This is a genomic window from Bacillus sp. FSL K6-0069, from assembly GCF_038007785.1.
GTDB lineage: Bacteria > Bacillota > Bacilli > Bacillales > Bacillaceae_G > Bacillus_A > Bacillus_A mobilis.
On record NZ_JBBOXN010000001.1, the window covers coordinates 357,915 to 373,634 of the forward strand.

Genomic DNA, 15,720 nt, shown 5'->3' on the forward strand with positions numbered 1-15,720 from the left:
GCGAGCATAGATGAATTTAGAAACAATTATTGGTTTAGAGGTTCACGTTGAGTTAAAAACAAATTCGAAAATTTTCTCTGCGAGTCCAACAGAATTCGGAGCGGAGCCAAATACACAAACAAGTGTAATTGACTTAGGATACCCAGGGGTACTTCCTACTTTAAATAAAGAAGCAGTTAACTTTGCAATGAAAGCTGCAATGGCATTAAACTGTGAAATCGCAACGGAAACGAAGTTTGACCGTAAAAACTATTTCTACCCAGATAATCCGAAAGCTTACCAAATTTCTCAATTCGATAAGCCAATCGGTGAAAATGGTTGGATTGAAATCGAAGTAGACGGTAAAAAGAAACGTATCGGTATTACACGTCTTCATTTAGAAGAAGATGCTGGTAAATCAACGCATACAGCTGATGGTTCATTAGTAGACTACAACCGTCAAGGTATGCCTTTAATCGAGATCGTATCTGAGCCAGATATGCGTACGCCAGAAGAAGCATATGCATACTTAGAGAAGTTAAAATCAATCATTCAATACACTGGCGTATCTGATTGTAAGATGGAAGAAGGTTCCTTGCGTTGTGATGCGAACATTTCCCTTCGTCCTGTTGGACAAGAGAAGTTCGGTACAAAAGCGGAACTGAAAAACTTAAACTCATTTACTTACGTACAAAAAGGTCTTGAGCACGAGCAAGTGCGCCAAGAGAAAGAATTGTTATCTGGTGGTATCATCCAACAAGAAACACGTCGTTATGATGAAGCAACGAAGAAAACAATCTTAATGCGTGTGAAAGAGGGATCTGACGATTACCGTTACTTCCCAGAGCCAGACTTAGTTGAACTTTACATCGATGATGAGTGGAAAGAAGAAATTCGTGCTTCGATTCCAGAACTTCCAGATGCACGTAAAGCTCGCTACGTTGCAGAAATTGGCTTACCGGCTTATGATGCACACGTATTAACATTAACGAAAGAGATGTCTGATTTCTTTGAAGCAACTGTTGCAGACGGTGCTGATGCGAAATTAACATCAAACTGGTTAATGGGTGAAGTACTTGCATACTTAAACAAGCAACAAAAAGAATTAAAAGACGTTGCATTAACGCCTGCTGGTTTATCTAAAATGGTTCAATTAATTGAAAAAGGTACAATTTCTTCTAAAATCGCGAAGAAAGTATTTAACGAATTAATTGAAAAAGGTGGAGACCCAGAAGAAATCGTTAAAGCGAAAGGTCTTGTTCAAATTTCTGACGAGGGTACACTTCGTAAAGTTGTAACAGAAATTCTTGATAACAATGAACAATCTATCGAAGACTTTAAAAACGGTAAAGACCGTGCAATTGGCTTCTTAGTTGGTCAAATTATGAAGGCTACAAAAGGACAAGCAAATCCACCGCTTGTTAACAAAATCTTACTTGAAGAGATTAATAAGCGATAATAGTAATAACTTTTAAAGATTAAGCAGAAAAACACCCGTACATGGGTGTTTTTCTAGGTTAATCAAACGTTTGTTTAAATGAGAGAAGATCATTTAAACAAACGTTTGATTAACTGTCAAAAGTGGAAAAATGTTTGTATAGCAACTATGGTATGATAGTTGCAAAAAGGTGGGAATAATGATAAATCTAGACATAGAGGTTTTTTTTCATCTCATGAAATAATAGATAATTATTATTCGTTATATGTAAATTGTTGTGAGGAAATAGATGGACATAAATTTTTTGTCAAATAAAACAAAACCATTGAAATGAATATTTACTTTTGATGGACTACACGAATCGGGTTCTTACTGCCTGTTTGAGCGGGATAAAAGAAGGATAGGAAGATGAGAGGAGGTAGGCATGGGAATACTGAATAGAAGTTCGGTATGTTCTTTTTCGATACATAAAGAAATTTCCTGTGCTAATAAATGATGAAGCGAGCAAGAATTATTTATAATCCTACTTCTGGGCGCGAGCTATTTAAGAAGAGCTTACCGGAAGTATTACAAAAATTAGAACAAGCTGGATATGAAGCGTCTTGTCATGCGACAACTGGTCCTGGCGATGCGACTGTGGCAGCGAGGCAAGCTGCGGATCGTAAGTTTGATGTTGTTATCGCAGCTGGTGGTGATGGTACATTAAATGAAGTGGTGAACGGTTTAGTAGGACATGAACATCGTCCGAAGTTTGGAATTATTCCAGTTGGAACGACAAATGATTTTGCGCGTGCAATCGGTGTACCTCGTGCGATTGAAGAGGCTGCGGATATTATTTGTGAAGGAAAAACAGTTCCGTTAGATCTTGGTAGAGCGAATGATACATATTTCATTAATATCGCTGGTGGCGGCCGTATTACAGAATTAACATATGAAGTACCGAGTAAACTAAAGACAGTATTAGGCCAACTTGCTTATTATTTAAAAGGAATTGAAATGTTACCATCATTACATCCAACATATGTTGAAATTGAGTATGATGGAAAGATGCTACAAGAAGAAATTACGATGTTTTTAATTACGAATACTCGTTCAGTGGGCGGCTTTGAAAAGGTAGCACCATATGCATCAATTAACGATGGATTATTTGATTTATTAGTACTGAAAAAAGGTTCTATCGCTGACTTAATTAAAGCTGCAACACAAGCGCAGCGTGGTGAACATATTAACAATCCAAAAGTGCTATACACACAAGCAAATCGAATTAAAGTACATTCACCGGATAAATTAATGATTAACTTAGATGGTGAATACGGTGGAGATGCACCGATGGAATTCGAAAATATATACCATTGTCTTGAACTATTTGTTCCTGAACATCAAGAGGATGCCCTGTAAAGGCATCCTTTTTATTATATAGAGGAATTGTAAATTGGAAGTTAGTTTGATTTTTATGGTATTTTTACAATTCGTTTATGTTATATCCATACTTTATTGATACACTGGAGGAGATAAGAAACGAGAGGTAGGATGCTATGGAGAAGGTAAAAGCAATACTATTTGATAAAGACGGTACGTTAATGGATTTTCACTCAATTTGGATAAAAGTAGCTGAAGAACTGGTGGCAGAATGTATAAATTTATATCAACTTCCAAAGTCAATGCAGCCTACTTTATTAAAAGAAATCGGTGTGGATGGGGCATTTGTGAACCCTCATAGCGCAATAGCGGCAGGAACAAGCCTTGATGTTGCAAAAGGGCTTTGTAAGTATATTACGTCATCTAAGGAAGAAGAGATGCATGAGTGGGTAAGTGAAAAATTATTTTCCCTTATGTACGAGCACCGTTCCTATATGAGAATGACGGCAGATTTACCAAGAATTTTACAAAGCTTAAAGGATAGAGGATTTATTTTAGGCGTTGTTACAGCTGATGATTTCGCACCGACAGAATTATTTTTAAAACAGTATCAATTAGAGTCTTATTTTGATTATGTTGTAGCTTCAGATACGTTTCCGGCACAAAAGCCAGATAAAAGAATTGTAGAATCGTTTTGTGAAATGTTTCATTTAGAGGCGTGTGAAGTAGCAGTCGTTGGAGATACTCCAACTGATTTACATTTAGCGAAAAATGGCGGCGATTGCTATGCAATTGGAGTACTATCTGGTACAGGGGATCGTCAAACTTTAGAACCACTTGCGGATTTAGTAGTACAATCTGTTGAGGATTTTATTTCTCATTCAGGTGAGTTTATTTGGGAACAAGGAAAGTCTAATGTGTAAGAAAAATAAGTCTATAGGGACTCTTAATGAGTCTTTATAGACTTATTTTTTATGCTGAAATAGAAGGCATATAGGATGAATGCTGGAAAAGAATGTTGGCATACATTTTGCAATGTAAAAAGAAAACAATGTAAAGAAAAGGATGGGGTACGTAATGAACACAAAAAAATTTGCTAAAGTAAATGAACAAATTCCTGGACCGAAAGCAGCGTCTTTATTAGAACGCCGCCAAAATATAGTACCAAAAGGAGTAAGTAACGGCATCCCAACGTTTGTACAATCTGCAAGTGGTGCTCTTGTAACAGATGTTGATGGCAATCAGTACATTGATTTCGCGGGAGCAATCGGAACAATAAACGTAGGGCATTGTCATCCAGCTGTTAAAGAGGCGCTCCATAAACAAGTAGATCAATACATTCATACTGGATTTAATGTCATGATGTATGAGCCATATATTGAATTAGCAGAAAAACTTGCAGCATTAGCACCGGGAAGTTTTGATAAGCAAGTACTATTTTTAAATAGTGGTGCAGAAGCAGTTGAGAACGCTGTGAAAATCGCTCGTAAATATACAAAAAGACCTGGTATTATCGCGTTTTCTAAAGGATTCCATGGGCGTACATTAATGACAATGACGATGACAAGTAAAGTAAAACCATATAAATTTGGATTTGGCCCATTTGCGCCTGAAGTCTATAAAGCGCCATTCCCGTACGAATATCGCCGCCCAGAAGGATTAACGGAAGAGCAGTATGATGACTTTATGATTGAAGAGTTTAAGAATTTCTTCATATCAGAAGTAGCACCAGAAACAATTGCAGCCGTTGTAATGGAACCTGTTCAAGGGGAAGGCGGATTTATCGTTCCAAGTAAGAAGTTTGTGCAAGAAGTGCGCAATATTTGTTCAGAACACGGCATCCTATTTGTAGCGGATGAAATTCAAACAGGATTTAGTCGTACAGGAAAATATTTTGCCATTGATCATTATGATGTCGTTCCAGATTTAATTACGGTATCTAAATCATTAGGCGCTGGTGTACCGATTAGTGGTGTTATTGGGCGCAAGGAAATTATGAATGAGTCTGCACCGGGAGAGCTTGGTGGAACGTACGCAGGAAGCCCGCTAGGATGTGCAGCAGCATTGGCAGTACTTGATGTAATAGAGAAAGAGAATTTAAATGATAGAGCGATAGAATTAGGAAAAATCGTAATGAACCGATTCGAAGAGATGAAAAATAAATATAATTGCATTGGTGATGTGCGTGGTTTAGGGGCAATGTGTGCATTCGAGCTAGTTCAAGGTCGTAAGACGAAAGCACCTGATAAAACGTTAACAGCTAACTTGTGTGCAGAAGCAAACAAACGTGGATTACTTCTACTATCAGCAGGGACATACGGTAATGTTATTCGTGTGTTAATGCCATTAGTTATTACAGATGAGCAACTTGAAGAAGGATTAACAATCATTGAAGAATCATTGCAAGTCTGTTATGAGAAAGCAAATACTGCGCATGTTTAAGAGCTAAATAATAAATCGCAAACATTCTGGCTGACTCTATATAAAATGCAGAAAATTCACTTTATAATAAAGATAGTGAAGTGAATCGATGGATTGGAAGTTAGGGGTGGCTAGGATGGTTGCAGAAAAGGAACGAATGTTAATGGATTTACAAGATGTATTTGAATATGCGTTTGACGAAATTTTTGTAACTGACGAAAAGGGAATCGTTGTGCGTGTAAATAGTACATGTGAAAGGCACTATCAATTAGCTGCCAAAGAGTTAGTAGGTAAGCATGTAAAAGAATTGCAGAAGGATGGTATCTTTTATCCATCGGCAACGTTAGAAGTAATTGAAAAAAAGAGACCGATTGAACTCGTTCAAACGACAAAATCAGGAGAGTATTTACATGTTCGTACAAGGCCTGTTTTTGACGATGAGGGGAATTTAAGAAGAGTAATTAGTTACTCTCGTGATCTTACAGAACTCTACCAATTACGTCAAAAGGTAGAGGAAATGGATAATCAGTTAAAAACATATAAAAAAGAATTAAGAGAAACGTATGAGCATGAAGGACTTATTTTTAAAAGTATCGCTATGCAAAAAATAGTCGAGACAATTAAGAAAGTATCTGTTGTAGATAGTACAGTTCTCGTTTTAGGTGAGACAGGAGTAGGGAAGAGTCGATTAGTACGTCATTTACATGAAGTGAGTAACCGGAAGAATGAAAGTTTCTATGAAATTAACTGTGCGGCATTGCCAACGAATTTAATTGAATCAGAGCTTTTTGGATACTCAGGTGGATCGTTTACGGGTGCGAATCGTGAAGGGAAAAAGGGACTATTAGAATCCGCGCATAAAGGAACTCTTTTCTTAGATGAAATTGGCGAAATGCCGCTTGAAATTCAAGCGAAGCTTTTGCAAGTGTTGCAAGAAAAAACGTTTCGCCCTATAGGCGGAAGGGAATTAAAAAAGGTGGACGTTAGAATTGTAGCGGCAACAAATCGAGATTTAAGTATGATGGTGAAACAGGGAACATTCCGGAAAGATTTATATTATCGTCTGAATGTCATTCCAATTTTAATTCCACCACTCCGGGAAAGAACCGAAGACATTTTGCCACTCATTTATCATTATTTACAGCACTTTAATGAGAAATATGGCCGGAATGTAAAATTAGCACCTAGCACATTGCAAATGTTTGTTGGTTACCCTTGGGAAGGAAATAATAGAGAAATTGAAAATGTGATTGAGCGAATTGTTATAACTGCTGACGATATCGTTACGATAGAAGATTTGCCAATAGCGATGCAAGAATCAACGGTTGAACAGTCCGGTCAAAGTCTCTATAAAATGTTAGAAGAAGTAGAACGGAATATTATTTTGAAAGCATATAAAACATATGGATCGAGTTATAAAGTAGCGGAGTTTTTAAAAATAAGTCAATCTGCTGCCACTAGGAAAATAAAGAAACTTATAGAGGAGGAAGAAAACATTGGATAAAAAAGCGACGTTTGTAAATGTGGAGAAAAAGGCGATGTATATAAATGGTGAGTGGATTACATTGCAAGAACAAATCGAAGTAAATAATCCAGCAACGAAGGAAATATTTGCGACGGTACCAAGGGGCGGAGTAACAGAGGCAAAGCAAGCTGTTGATGCGGCCCATGAAGCTTTTAAATCATGGTCTAAGTTAACAGCAGCAGACCGTGCAGTGAAGTTGAAAAAATGGTTCACACTTATTGATGAAAATAAAGAAGAGATTGCAGCAATCATGACGAGAGAACAAGGAAAGCCGTTTGCAGAAGCACTTGGTGAAGTGAATTATGCAAATAGCTTTGTTGAATGGTATGCAGAAGAAGGAAAACGCGTATACGGTGAAATGATTCCTGCTTCTCATCCGAATAAGCGTATTTTAGTTATGAAGCAACCAGTTGGAGTTATGGCAGCTATTACACCTTGGAATTTCCCTGCTGCTATGATTACGAGAAAGGTAGCCCCGGCGCTTGCAGCAGGATGTACAGCAGTTGTAAAGCCTGCAAGTCAAACGCCGTTAACTGCGTTGAAATTAGCTGAATTAGCTCATGAAGCGGACATTCCAAAAGGCGTAATAAATATTGTAACAGGCAGTGCGAAAGCAATTGCTGATACGTGGATGGAAGATGGACGTGTTCGAAAGGTTTCCTTTACAGGATCAACGGAAATTGGGAAAGAATTAATGGCTAGTGCTGCACAAACGATGAAAAAGGTTTCCCTTGAATTAGGTGGTCACGCGCCGTTTATTGTTATGAACGATGCGGACTTAGATAAAGCGGTAGAGGCGGTAATCGGTTCGAAATTCCGTAACGCAGGACAAACGTGTATATGTACAAACCGAGTATTTGTTCAGGAAGAAGTGTATGAAGTATTTGCAGAGAAGTTTCAAAAGGCAGTAGGGCAGTTGAAAGTAGGAGATGGTTTCGGTGACGGAACGACTGTAGGACCACTTATTGACGAGAATGCAGTTTCGAAAGTACAGGAACATATCGAAGATGCTATCCAACAGGGTGGAACAGTTTTATTTGGTGGTCAAAAGGTTGCAGAGCTAGATGGACACTTTATGCAACCAACTGTAATTGGATTGGCGAATGATACGATGCTTTGTATGAATGAAGAAACATTCGGACCAGTGGCACCAGTTGCGAAATTTAAAACGGTTGAAGAAGTAATCGAACGTGCAAATAATACACCATATGGTTTAGCTGCATATATTTTTACAAAAGATATTAGTCAAGCATTCCAAATTAGTGAAGCATTAGAGTACGGCATTATCGGATTAAATGATGGTCTTCCATCAGTTGCACAAGCACCGTTCGGTGGCTTTAAAGAGAGTGGTATTGGCCGCGAAGGAGGCCATTTCGGTATCGAAGAATATTTAGAAATTAAATATATTTCATTAGGACTATAAGTAGTATACTAGAATCTCTATAAGGTAACAGAGAAGGAGATTCTAGTATGGTATATTGGCTATTATTACTCGTAACAATTATTTTTGAAGTAGCTGGAACAATTGCGATGAAATTATCGAATGGTTTAACAAAGCTCGTTCCAAGTGTACTGATTTTCGTATTTTATGGAATTTGTTTCAGCGTATTTGCTATCGTTGTCAAAAAAATTCATTTAAGTATCGCTTATGCCATTTGGTCTGGCGTAGGAACATTACTTATTACAATCATTAGCGTGTATTTCTTTAAAGAGCACATTAGCTTATTCCAAGCATTTTGTATTCTCTTTATCGTTTTAGGAGTAATTGGACTTAAGGTTTCATCGGCATCATAAAAGGCTATCTTCCGATGTGGAAGATAGCCTTTTATTTGTATTAAAATGCCCAGTTACCTTTACGGAAGATTGGTTCATGTCTTCCATCATCTGTAATACCATCGATATCAAGCTCGGCTGATCCGATCATGAAGTCGTTATGTGTAATACTAGTATTTGCTCCGTTTTCAGCAAGTTCTTCTTTAGACATTGTTTTTCCGCCAACTAAGTTGAAAGCATAAGCACTTCCGATTGCAAGGTGGCAAGATGCGTTTTCATCAAATAGCGTATTGTAGAATAAAATATTTGTGTTTGAAATTGGTGAGTCATGAGGTACTAAAGCCACTTCTCCTAAGAAGTGAGAACCTTCATCTGTTTCTACTAAATGTTTTAAAGCTTCTTCACCAGTTTCAGCTTTATAGTCTACGATACGTCCGTTTTCAAATGTTAACGTGAAATTATCGATAATGTTACCTGCAAATGCTAACGGTTTTGTGCTAGATACTTGACCGTTTACACCTGTTTTAAGTGGCATTGTAAATACTTCTTCAGTTGGAATGTTCGCCATAAATGGTACGTTCTTTTCATTTAAGCTACCAGCACCAGCCCATACATGCTTTTCTGGAAGTTCGATTGTTAAATCTGTTCCAGGACCTGTATAGTGAAGAGCTTTATAATGCTTTTCGTTTAAGTAATCAACTTTTGTATGTAACGTTTCATCGTGTTCTTTCCATGCTTCCACAGGATTTTCTAAATCAGCACGAGTAGCTTTGAAAATAGCATCCCATAGTTTTGCTTCCTGTTCTTCTGGTGCAACGTCAGGGAATACTTTCGCAGCCCATTCTTTCGTAGGAACAGAAATGACACACCAGCTTACTTTATCAGCTTGTACGTAATCACGGTATACTTTCATTGCTTCACCAGCTACTTTATGAGCTGTTGCGATACGCGTTGCTTCTACACCTTTTAATAAATCTGGGTTTTCTGCATAAATAGACATAAATGCAGCGCCTTCTTTTGCTAATTCTTCACGAGCGCGTGCTTTCCAAGATGGGAACTCAGCGAATGCTTCTTCAGGAGCTAGATCGAACTTTAAGCGTGTTAACGTCTCATCATTCCAATCCACATATACGTGTTTTGCACCAGATTTATATGCTTTTTCTGTAACAAGGCGTACAAATTGTACAGCTTCAAGAGGTGCACTAATTGATAATGTTTGTCCCGGTTGAATATTAACACCAACATTGACTGCAAGAGCAGCATATTTCTCTAACGTTTGTTCAAATGACATATGTATAATCTCCTTTAATTTGAAAGATTTCTTACTATATATAATACAAGAAAATTCAAAAAATATATATAAATATAGCATAAAAAGAGAGCTCAAAATATATTGAGCTTTCATCGTTATTTAATCGAAGAAGCAAATTGTTCTACAGTCGTCGAATTGTGTATGCGAACGCGTTTCATTTTTAACAACTCATCGGGTTCACCTTTTGTGATGAACTTTCCGGGTTTTGTTGTCGTCGCAAATTGATAATATTTCTTCGTTTCTGCAACGACTTTATCATCTACATGACCGAATGGATAAGCAACTGCGATAACGGGCTTACCTGTTATTTTTTCTAGCTTTTCTTTCGAGCCCTTTAATTCTTCTTCATAGTTTGTAATCTTCGGTAAGTCTGCATGCGTTGCAGTATGAGATTGCATGGAGAAAATGCCGGAATCAACCATTTCTTTGATGTCAGATGTAGACAGTGATCCTTCTACATCAACGTTATCAACAATCATATATTCTGTTGCTGTTGGTTTAAACGTATCGTTTTTTAGCTTTTGCAAAATATGAAATGCATTCATATTATTTTTCATACCGTCATCAAATGTAACAAAGATAGGTTTATTCACTTTATTTATATCGCCCCAGCGTTCAAAAGTTAGTAATGTATAATCATTGTCTTTTAAATATTTCATTTGGGCTTCGAAGTTAGCGGGGGATACGAATAAATCTTTAATGCCTTGTCCGTGATAATCATCGATTGCATGGTACATAAGAACGGGAACCTTTTGCTCGAAAGTAATAGCAGATTTTGTGAGCGGAATGGTTTTCCCATCTTCTTTCATTCCTATTGCTTCAATTTGAAACTCACCGCGTTTTCCTTCAAATTCTTTGATGTCAAAAGGCATTGTAAACTGTTTATCCTTTTCTTTAGAAGAAAAAGATTTAGTGTGTTCTTTTCCGTCAGCTGTGCGCCAAATTTTATATTGTACCTCAGTTAAAGTATCCTTTATATCTGTCATATGAATAGTAGTGTTTGTAGATTCATGTGTAATTGGAGTATAAGAAATTTTACCTTGTTCTTGTACGGTCACTTCTTGTTTCTTAGTCTCTTGAACCTTTTTCTCTTTTTTAGGTTCAGGACTTACGTTGCTACTGTTACAGCCAGCTAAAATGGCAGATGTACATAAAGCGATTGCTGCGTATTTTTTCATAAAATCACCTTCTATTGTGTATTATGTTGCATGCTTATATTTAAAATCCCCACCGCTGTTAGAGAGGTGGGGACATACCCTTGTTCATCATATCATTTGAGGAAAATGGATGGAATGAGAAAAGTAACAATAGATAAAAAAATCACCTTACTTCAACGAGTAAGGTGATTTTTTATTAAATAAACAATCCAGCGATTGTTGCAGATAAAATAGAAGCAAGTGTTGATGCAAATAGCATTTTCCAACCAAATTTAGAAACGATGCTTCCTTGTTTTTCAGAAAGGGCACGGATTGTACCTACAATCGCACCAATTTGGCTAATACTTGCGAAGCTAATTAAGAATACTGTAACGATTCCAACTGTACGTGGAGATAATGTTGCTGCAACATCTTTTAAATCAAGAATTGCTACAAACTCGTTTAATACAATCTTCGTACCCATAATACCACCAGCTGGGATAATATCTTGAGTTGGAATACCCATTAAGAACGCGAATGGAGAAAGTATATAACCGAAGATTTGTTGTAAAGTAACAGCATATCCCATTGCACCTGAAGCTGCGCTAATTACGTAGTTTACAACTTCCATTACACCGATGAAGGCAATCATTAATGCGGCAACGATACCAGCTACCTTTAAACCATCAAGCGCACCGTTAATCATTGCACCGATAAAGCTGTCTCCGAATAAAGTTCTATCAAATTTTTGAATTACTTCATCTTCTTTCTTCGTATCAACTGGTGTTAATAGCGAACAAACGATCAAGCTTGAGAATAAGTTTAGCGGAAGAGCTGCTAGTACATATTTCGCATCTAACATCATTACGTATGATGCTGTAACAGAAGCAGAAACTGAGCTCATCGCAGAACAACAAATGATAAACATACGGTTTTTGTTAAAATGCTGTAAATCGTTTTTAATAACGATTAACGCTTCACTTGAACCGAAGAATACAGAGTTTACTGCGTGGAATGACTCGACGCGTGGTAAACCAGTGATTTTTGAAATGGCACCGCCGACAACGCGAACGATGAATGGTAAAACACCTAAATAGCTAAAGATAGAAAGTAGTGCTGAGAAAAATACGATAATTAATAGTACGTTTAAGAAAAAGACAAAATCTCTTTGAATTCCATTAAAGAGAAAATCGACACCTGTCGTACCAAGTTTAATTAGTTTGTTGAAAACTTTACCAATGAAAATAATGATTTGTTGACCAACCTTTGTGCCAAACATAAACCAACCGATTAAAATTTGAAAACCAATCATAATAGCAATTGCACGGAAGTTGATTTTACTTCTATTGTTTGACAAAGCAAAGCATAAACCTAAAACGACAAGAATACCGATAATGCTCATTACATATTGCATGTAGTTGCCCCTTTCAGAAGTTCGTATAAAGTTTGTACATAAAACGCTCGTTATATTACTAAAAATAAAACAAAGAGGTTTTATGTCATACGTAAGATGTCTGACCTTTTAGAAAAATAAAAATAAAAAAAGACCCATATGGATTCACTTTCATCTATGAGAGAAAGCTAATCAATATGAGTCTTTTTTTGCACATAGGCTAATATTCATTAGTTTTCCCCATAGTCCAGCAATTTAAGGTTGCCGGGTAGAAACTTTCGATCCATATTATCGAATATATATGAGGTAACATCGTCCGTATTAAATTAGTAGTAGCGTAACATTAACAGAGAACTATCGTCAATAGCTTTTTTTCTTCCGATAGAAATAGACCATATAAGTATGATAAAATGTAACGCAGTGTTATGAAAAAGAGAGGTCGGAAAATGAGTACAAAAATGACGCCACCAGTTGAGAAAAATGAGTTTATAGATGTAGTATTTGAAGATTTAACACATGATGGTGCCGGTGTTGCGAAAGTAAAAGGCTATCCTATTTTCGTTAAAAACGGATTACCAGGTGAAGAAGCACAAATTAAAATTATTAAAGTGAAGAAAAACTTCGCATTCGGTCGTTTAATGAAACTTCATACAGAAAGTCCATATCGTAAAGATGCAGAATGCCCAGTGTACAATCAGTGCGGCGGTTGTCAGCTTCAGCACTTAACATATGAAGGACAATTACAAGCGAAAGAAAAACAAGTACGTGACGTTATGCAGCGTATTGGCGGATTAAGCGATGTTCCTGTGCACCCTGTACTTGGCATGAAGAACCCATGGGTATACCGTAACAAAGCACAAGTACCAATTGGAGAACGTGAAGGTGGACTTGTCGCTGGTTTCTATCGCCAAGGAACACATGACATCATTAATATGGAATCATGTTTAATTCAGGCAGAAGAAAACGATACATTAATCCAGGAAGTAAAACGTATTTGTGAAAAACACGGTATTTCGGCATACAACGAAGAGCGTAATAAAGGAACACTTCGCCACGTAATGGCTCGTTACGGACAAGTAACAGGGGAAATTATGCTTGTCTTTATTACTCGTACAGCAGAATTACCAAACAAGAAAGCAATCATTGAAGAAATTGCTGCAAAATTCCCAGAAGTAAAATCGATTGTTCAAAACGTAAACACGAAACGTACAAACGTAATCTTCGGAGACACAACGACAGTACTGTACGGATCAGAATATATTTATGACTTTATAGGTGACATTAAATTTGCAATTTCAGCACGTTCATTCTATCAAGTAAATCCAGAACAAACGAAAGTGTTATACGACAAAACGTTAGAATACGCAAAACTAGATGGCAACGAAACAGTAATTGATGCCTATTGCGGAATTGGATCAATCTCCTTATTCTTAGCGCAAAAAGCGAAAAAAGTGTACGGCGTTGAAATCGTTCCGGAAGCAATAGAAGACGCAAACCGAAACGCAGCACTCAACAACATGACAAACGCTGAGTTTGGCGTAGGGGAAGCAGAAGTAGTTATTCCAAAATGGTACAAAGAAGGCATAATCGCCGACACAATGGTCGTAGATCCACCGCGTAAAGGTTGTGATGATGCACTACTAAACACAATCATCGACATGAAACCAAAACGCGTCGTATACGTATCATGTAACCCAGCAACATTAGCACGTGACTTAAAAGTACTAGAAGAAGGCGGATATAAAACGCAGGAAGTACAACCTGTTGATATGTTCCCGCACACGACTCATGTGGAGTGTGTAGCTTGGCTGAAGTTGGTATAATAGGAAAGCAGTTGATATAGGAAAATCTATACCATCTGCTTTTTGGTTTATCCCGCTTTAATGGGCAGTAAGACCCCCACCTCAAAATTCAACGAAAGCAAAGAAGTTAGGTGGGGAATCAACTGCCCATAAAAGTCCGATTGGTTCAACTAATAACCAGTGGGGGATGAAGAAAACCCCCACTGATTAAAGTTTCACTTTATTGAGAGTTTGAAATTGCATTCATATTGAGAGGATTTGAATTTGAAATGATAGATAATTTTTGGCGTGATTTACCACGACCATTTTTCGTACTTGCACCAATGGAAGATGTGACAGACGTTGTTTTCCGTCACGTAGTAAGTGAAGCTGGTCGCCCAGACGTATTCTTCACAGAGTTCACAAACTCGGATAGCTATTGTCATCCAGAAGGTATGAAAAGTGTACGTGGCCGTTTAATTTTTACAGAAGATGAACAACCAATCGTGGCGCATATTTGGGGAGATAATCCTGAATATTTCCGTCAAATGAGTATTGGTATGGCCGAGTTAGGATTTAAAGGCATCGATATTAATATGGGCTGCCCTGTACCGAACGTAGCATCAAGAGGAAAAGGTAGTGGCCTTATTCTACGTCCAGACGTTGCGGCAGAACTTATTCAAGCAGCAAAAGCGGGCGGACTACCTGTCAGTGTAAAAACGCGACTGGGCTTTAAAGAGTTAAGCGAATGGGAAGATTGGTTAACGCATATTTTCAAACAAGATATCGCAAACCTTTCTATTCACTTACGTACAAGAGAAGAAATGAGCCAAGTGGATGCGCATTGGGAACTAATTCCGGAAATTAAAAAATTACGTGACCGTATCGCACCAAATACACTAATAACAATTAACGGCGACATTCCTGACCGTAAAATCGGACTGGAACTTGCTGAAAAATACGGCATTGATGGTGTTATGATCGGACGAGGTATCTTTAAAAATCCGTTTGCTTTCGAAAAAGAGCCAAGAGAGCATAGCAGTAAAGAACACCTAGATCTTTTAAGACTACAACTTGATCTTCAAGATCAATATGCAGAAGTATTACCACGCTCCATCACAGGACTACATCGCTTCTTCAAAATTTATGTAAAAGGCTTCCCTGGAGCTGCTGAACTAAGAAATCAATTGATGAGTACAAAATCAACTGATGAAGTACGCGCATTACTTGATAAGTTTGAGGCGAGTGTGAATGTGGTAGAAAGTAGTGAAACGGTGTAACTCCCTGAAGTAGAGGGGATGGATTCTATTTATTGTTGGCTTCTTTTGTAGATTACAATAGAAAAAAAACAGTTTTATAAACGTATTGAACCAACCAGCGCTTTTGTATTTCCACGTATACTCTGTATATGTGGAGTTTGTGACTGGCGTGTAGAGATAGTTTGAATATGCAGATGGGAATTTTGACTCAGATGAGTAGGGATCCCCATCTGTTTTTTTTGTTTTAATGTATTAAAAAGCAATAAGTAATGTTGTACATTGTTACCTGAATGAAGTGGTATTTGTTTCATTTTAAGTAAGCTGATTTGTATCATCAGTAAATG

12 protein-coding genes and 1 riboswitch are annotated in these 15,720 nt (G+C 37.4%); of the genes, 9 read left to right on the forward strand and 3 right to left on the reverse strand.

The genetic code is table 11. From position 1 onward, the window contains the following. Nucleotides 1–10 precede the first annotated feature (10 nt). The 7 genes from gatB to MHB74_RS01935 all read left to right on the forward strand — a co-directional run bounded on the left by gatB (nucleotide 11) and on the right by MHB74_RS01935 (nucleotide 8,516). Entirely contained in the window at nucleotides 11–1,438 is a 1,428-nt protein-coding gene (gene gatB, locus MHB74_RS01905) for an Asp-tRNA(Asn)/Glu-tRNA(Gln) amidotransferase subunit GatB (RefSeq protein WP_046958896.1), read from the forward strand. 471 nt (nucleotides 1,439–1,909) lie between these two features. Further along, complete coding sequence (locus MHB74_RS01910; RefSeq protein WP_061679429.1) at nucleotides 1,910–2,815, forward strand: diacylglycerol kinase; 906 nt, start codon at nucleotides 1,910–1,912, stop codon at nucleotides 2,813–2,815. A 137-nt stretch (nucleotides 2,816–2,952) separates the two neighbouring features. Then, on the forward strand, nucleotides 2,953–3,699 hold the full coding sequence (locus MHB74_RS01915; RefSeq protein ID WP_061679428.1) for an HAD family hydrolase: 747 nt from the start codon (nucleotides 2,953–2,955) through the stop codon (nucleotides 3,697–3,699). A 154-nt stretch (nucleotides 3,700–3,853) separates the two neighbouring features. After that, nucleotides 3,854–5,218 (forward strand): 4-aminobutyrate--2-oxoglutarate transaminase, encoded by a 1,365-nt coding sequence (gene gabT, locus MHB74_RS01920; protein ID WP_061679427.1) that lies wholly within the window; start codon nucleotides 3,854–3,856, stop codon nucleotides 5,216–5,218. Nucleotides 5,219–5,333: 115 nt separating this feature from the next. Continuing rightward, the gene (locus tag MHB74_RS01925) at nucleotides 5,334–6,701 is read left to right on the forward strand and encodes a sigma-54 interaction domain-containing protein (RefSeq protein WP_061679426.1); all 1,368 of its coding nucleotides are present in this window, start codon (nucleotides 5,334–5,336) and stop codon (nucleotides 6,699–6,701) included. Next, the gene (gene gabD / locus MHB74_RS01930) at nucleotides 6,694–8,145 is read left to right on the forward strand and encodes an NADP-dependent succinate-semialdehyde dehydrogenase (RefSeq protein ID WP_061679425.1); all 1,452 of its coding nucleotides are present in this window, start codon (nucleotides 6,694–6,696) and stop codon (nucleotides 8,143–8,145) included. Before MHB74_RS01925 ends, gabD begins: the two co-directional genes overlap by 8 nt. 47 nt (nucleotides 8,146–8,192) lie before the next feature. Beyond that, entirely contained in the window at nucleotides 8,193–8,516 is a 324-nt protein-coding gene (locus tag MHB74_RS01935) for a DMT family transporter (protein ID WP_000263262.1), read from the forward strand. A 40-nt stretch (nucleotides 8,517–8,556) separates the two neighbouring features. Here MHB74_RS01935 and MHB74_RS01940 read toward each other — a convergent pair whose 3' ends face one another. The 3 genes from MHB74_RS01940 to MHB74_RS01950 form a co-directional block, all read right to left on the reverse strand. Next, nucleotides 8,557–9,786, reverse strand: a complete 1,230-nt coding sequence (locus MHB74_RS01940) for an aminopeptidase (RefSeq protein WP_061679424.1) — start codon at nucleotides 9,784–9,786, stop codon at nucleotides 8,557–8,559. A 116-nt stretch (nucleotides 9,787–9,902) separates the two neighbouring features. Beyond that, on the reverse strand, nucleotides 9,903–10,985 hold the full coding sequence (locus MHB74_RS01945) for a polysaccharide deacetylase family protein (RefSeq protein ID WP_061679423.1): 1,083 nt from the start codon (nucleotides 10,983–10,985) through the stop codon (nucleotides 9,903–9,905). A gap of 175 nt (nucleotides 10,986–11,160) precedes the next feature. Continuing rightward, nucleotides 11,161–12,357 (reverse strand): NupC/NupG family nucleoside CNT transporter, encoded by a 1,197-nt coding sequence (locus MHB74_RS01950; protein ID WP_061679422.1) that lies wholly within the window; start codon nucleotides 12,355–12,357, stop codon nucleotides 11,161–11,163. Nucleotides 12,358–12,559: 202 nt separating this feature from the next. Beyond that, nucleotides 12,560–12,661, reverse strand: a riboswitch (purine riboswitch). Between the two features lie 121 nt (nucleotides 12,662–12,782). On the opposite strand from MHB74_RS01950, the gene rlmD reads away from it, so the two are divergent. Both rlmD and MHB74_RS01960 read left to right on the forward strand, forming a co-directional pair. Further along, entirely contained in the window at nucleotides 12,783–14,159 is a 1,377-nt protein-coding gene (gene rlmD / locus MHB74_RS01955) for a 23S rRNA (uracil(1939)-C(5))-methyltransferase RlmD (protein ID WP_000105045.1), read from the forward strand. Nucleotides 14,160–14,407: 248 nt separating this feature from the next. Further along, nucleotides 14,408–15,397 carry a tRNA dihydrouridine synthase gene (locus tag MHB74_RS01960; protein WP_061678079.1) on the forward strand — a complete coding sequence of 330 codons (990 nt, stop codon included), beginning with the start codon at nucleotides 14,408–14,410 and terminating at the stop codon, nucleotides 15,395–15,397. Nucleotides 15,398–15,720: the final 323 nt, after the last annotated feature.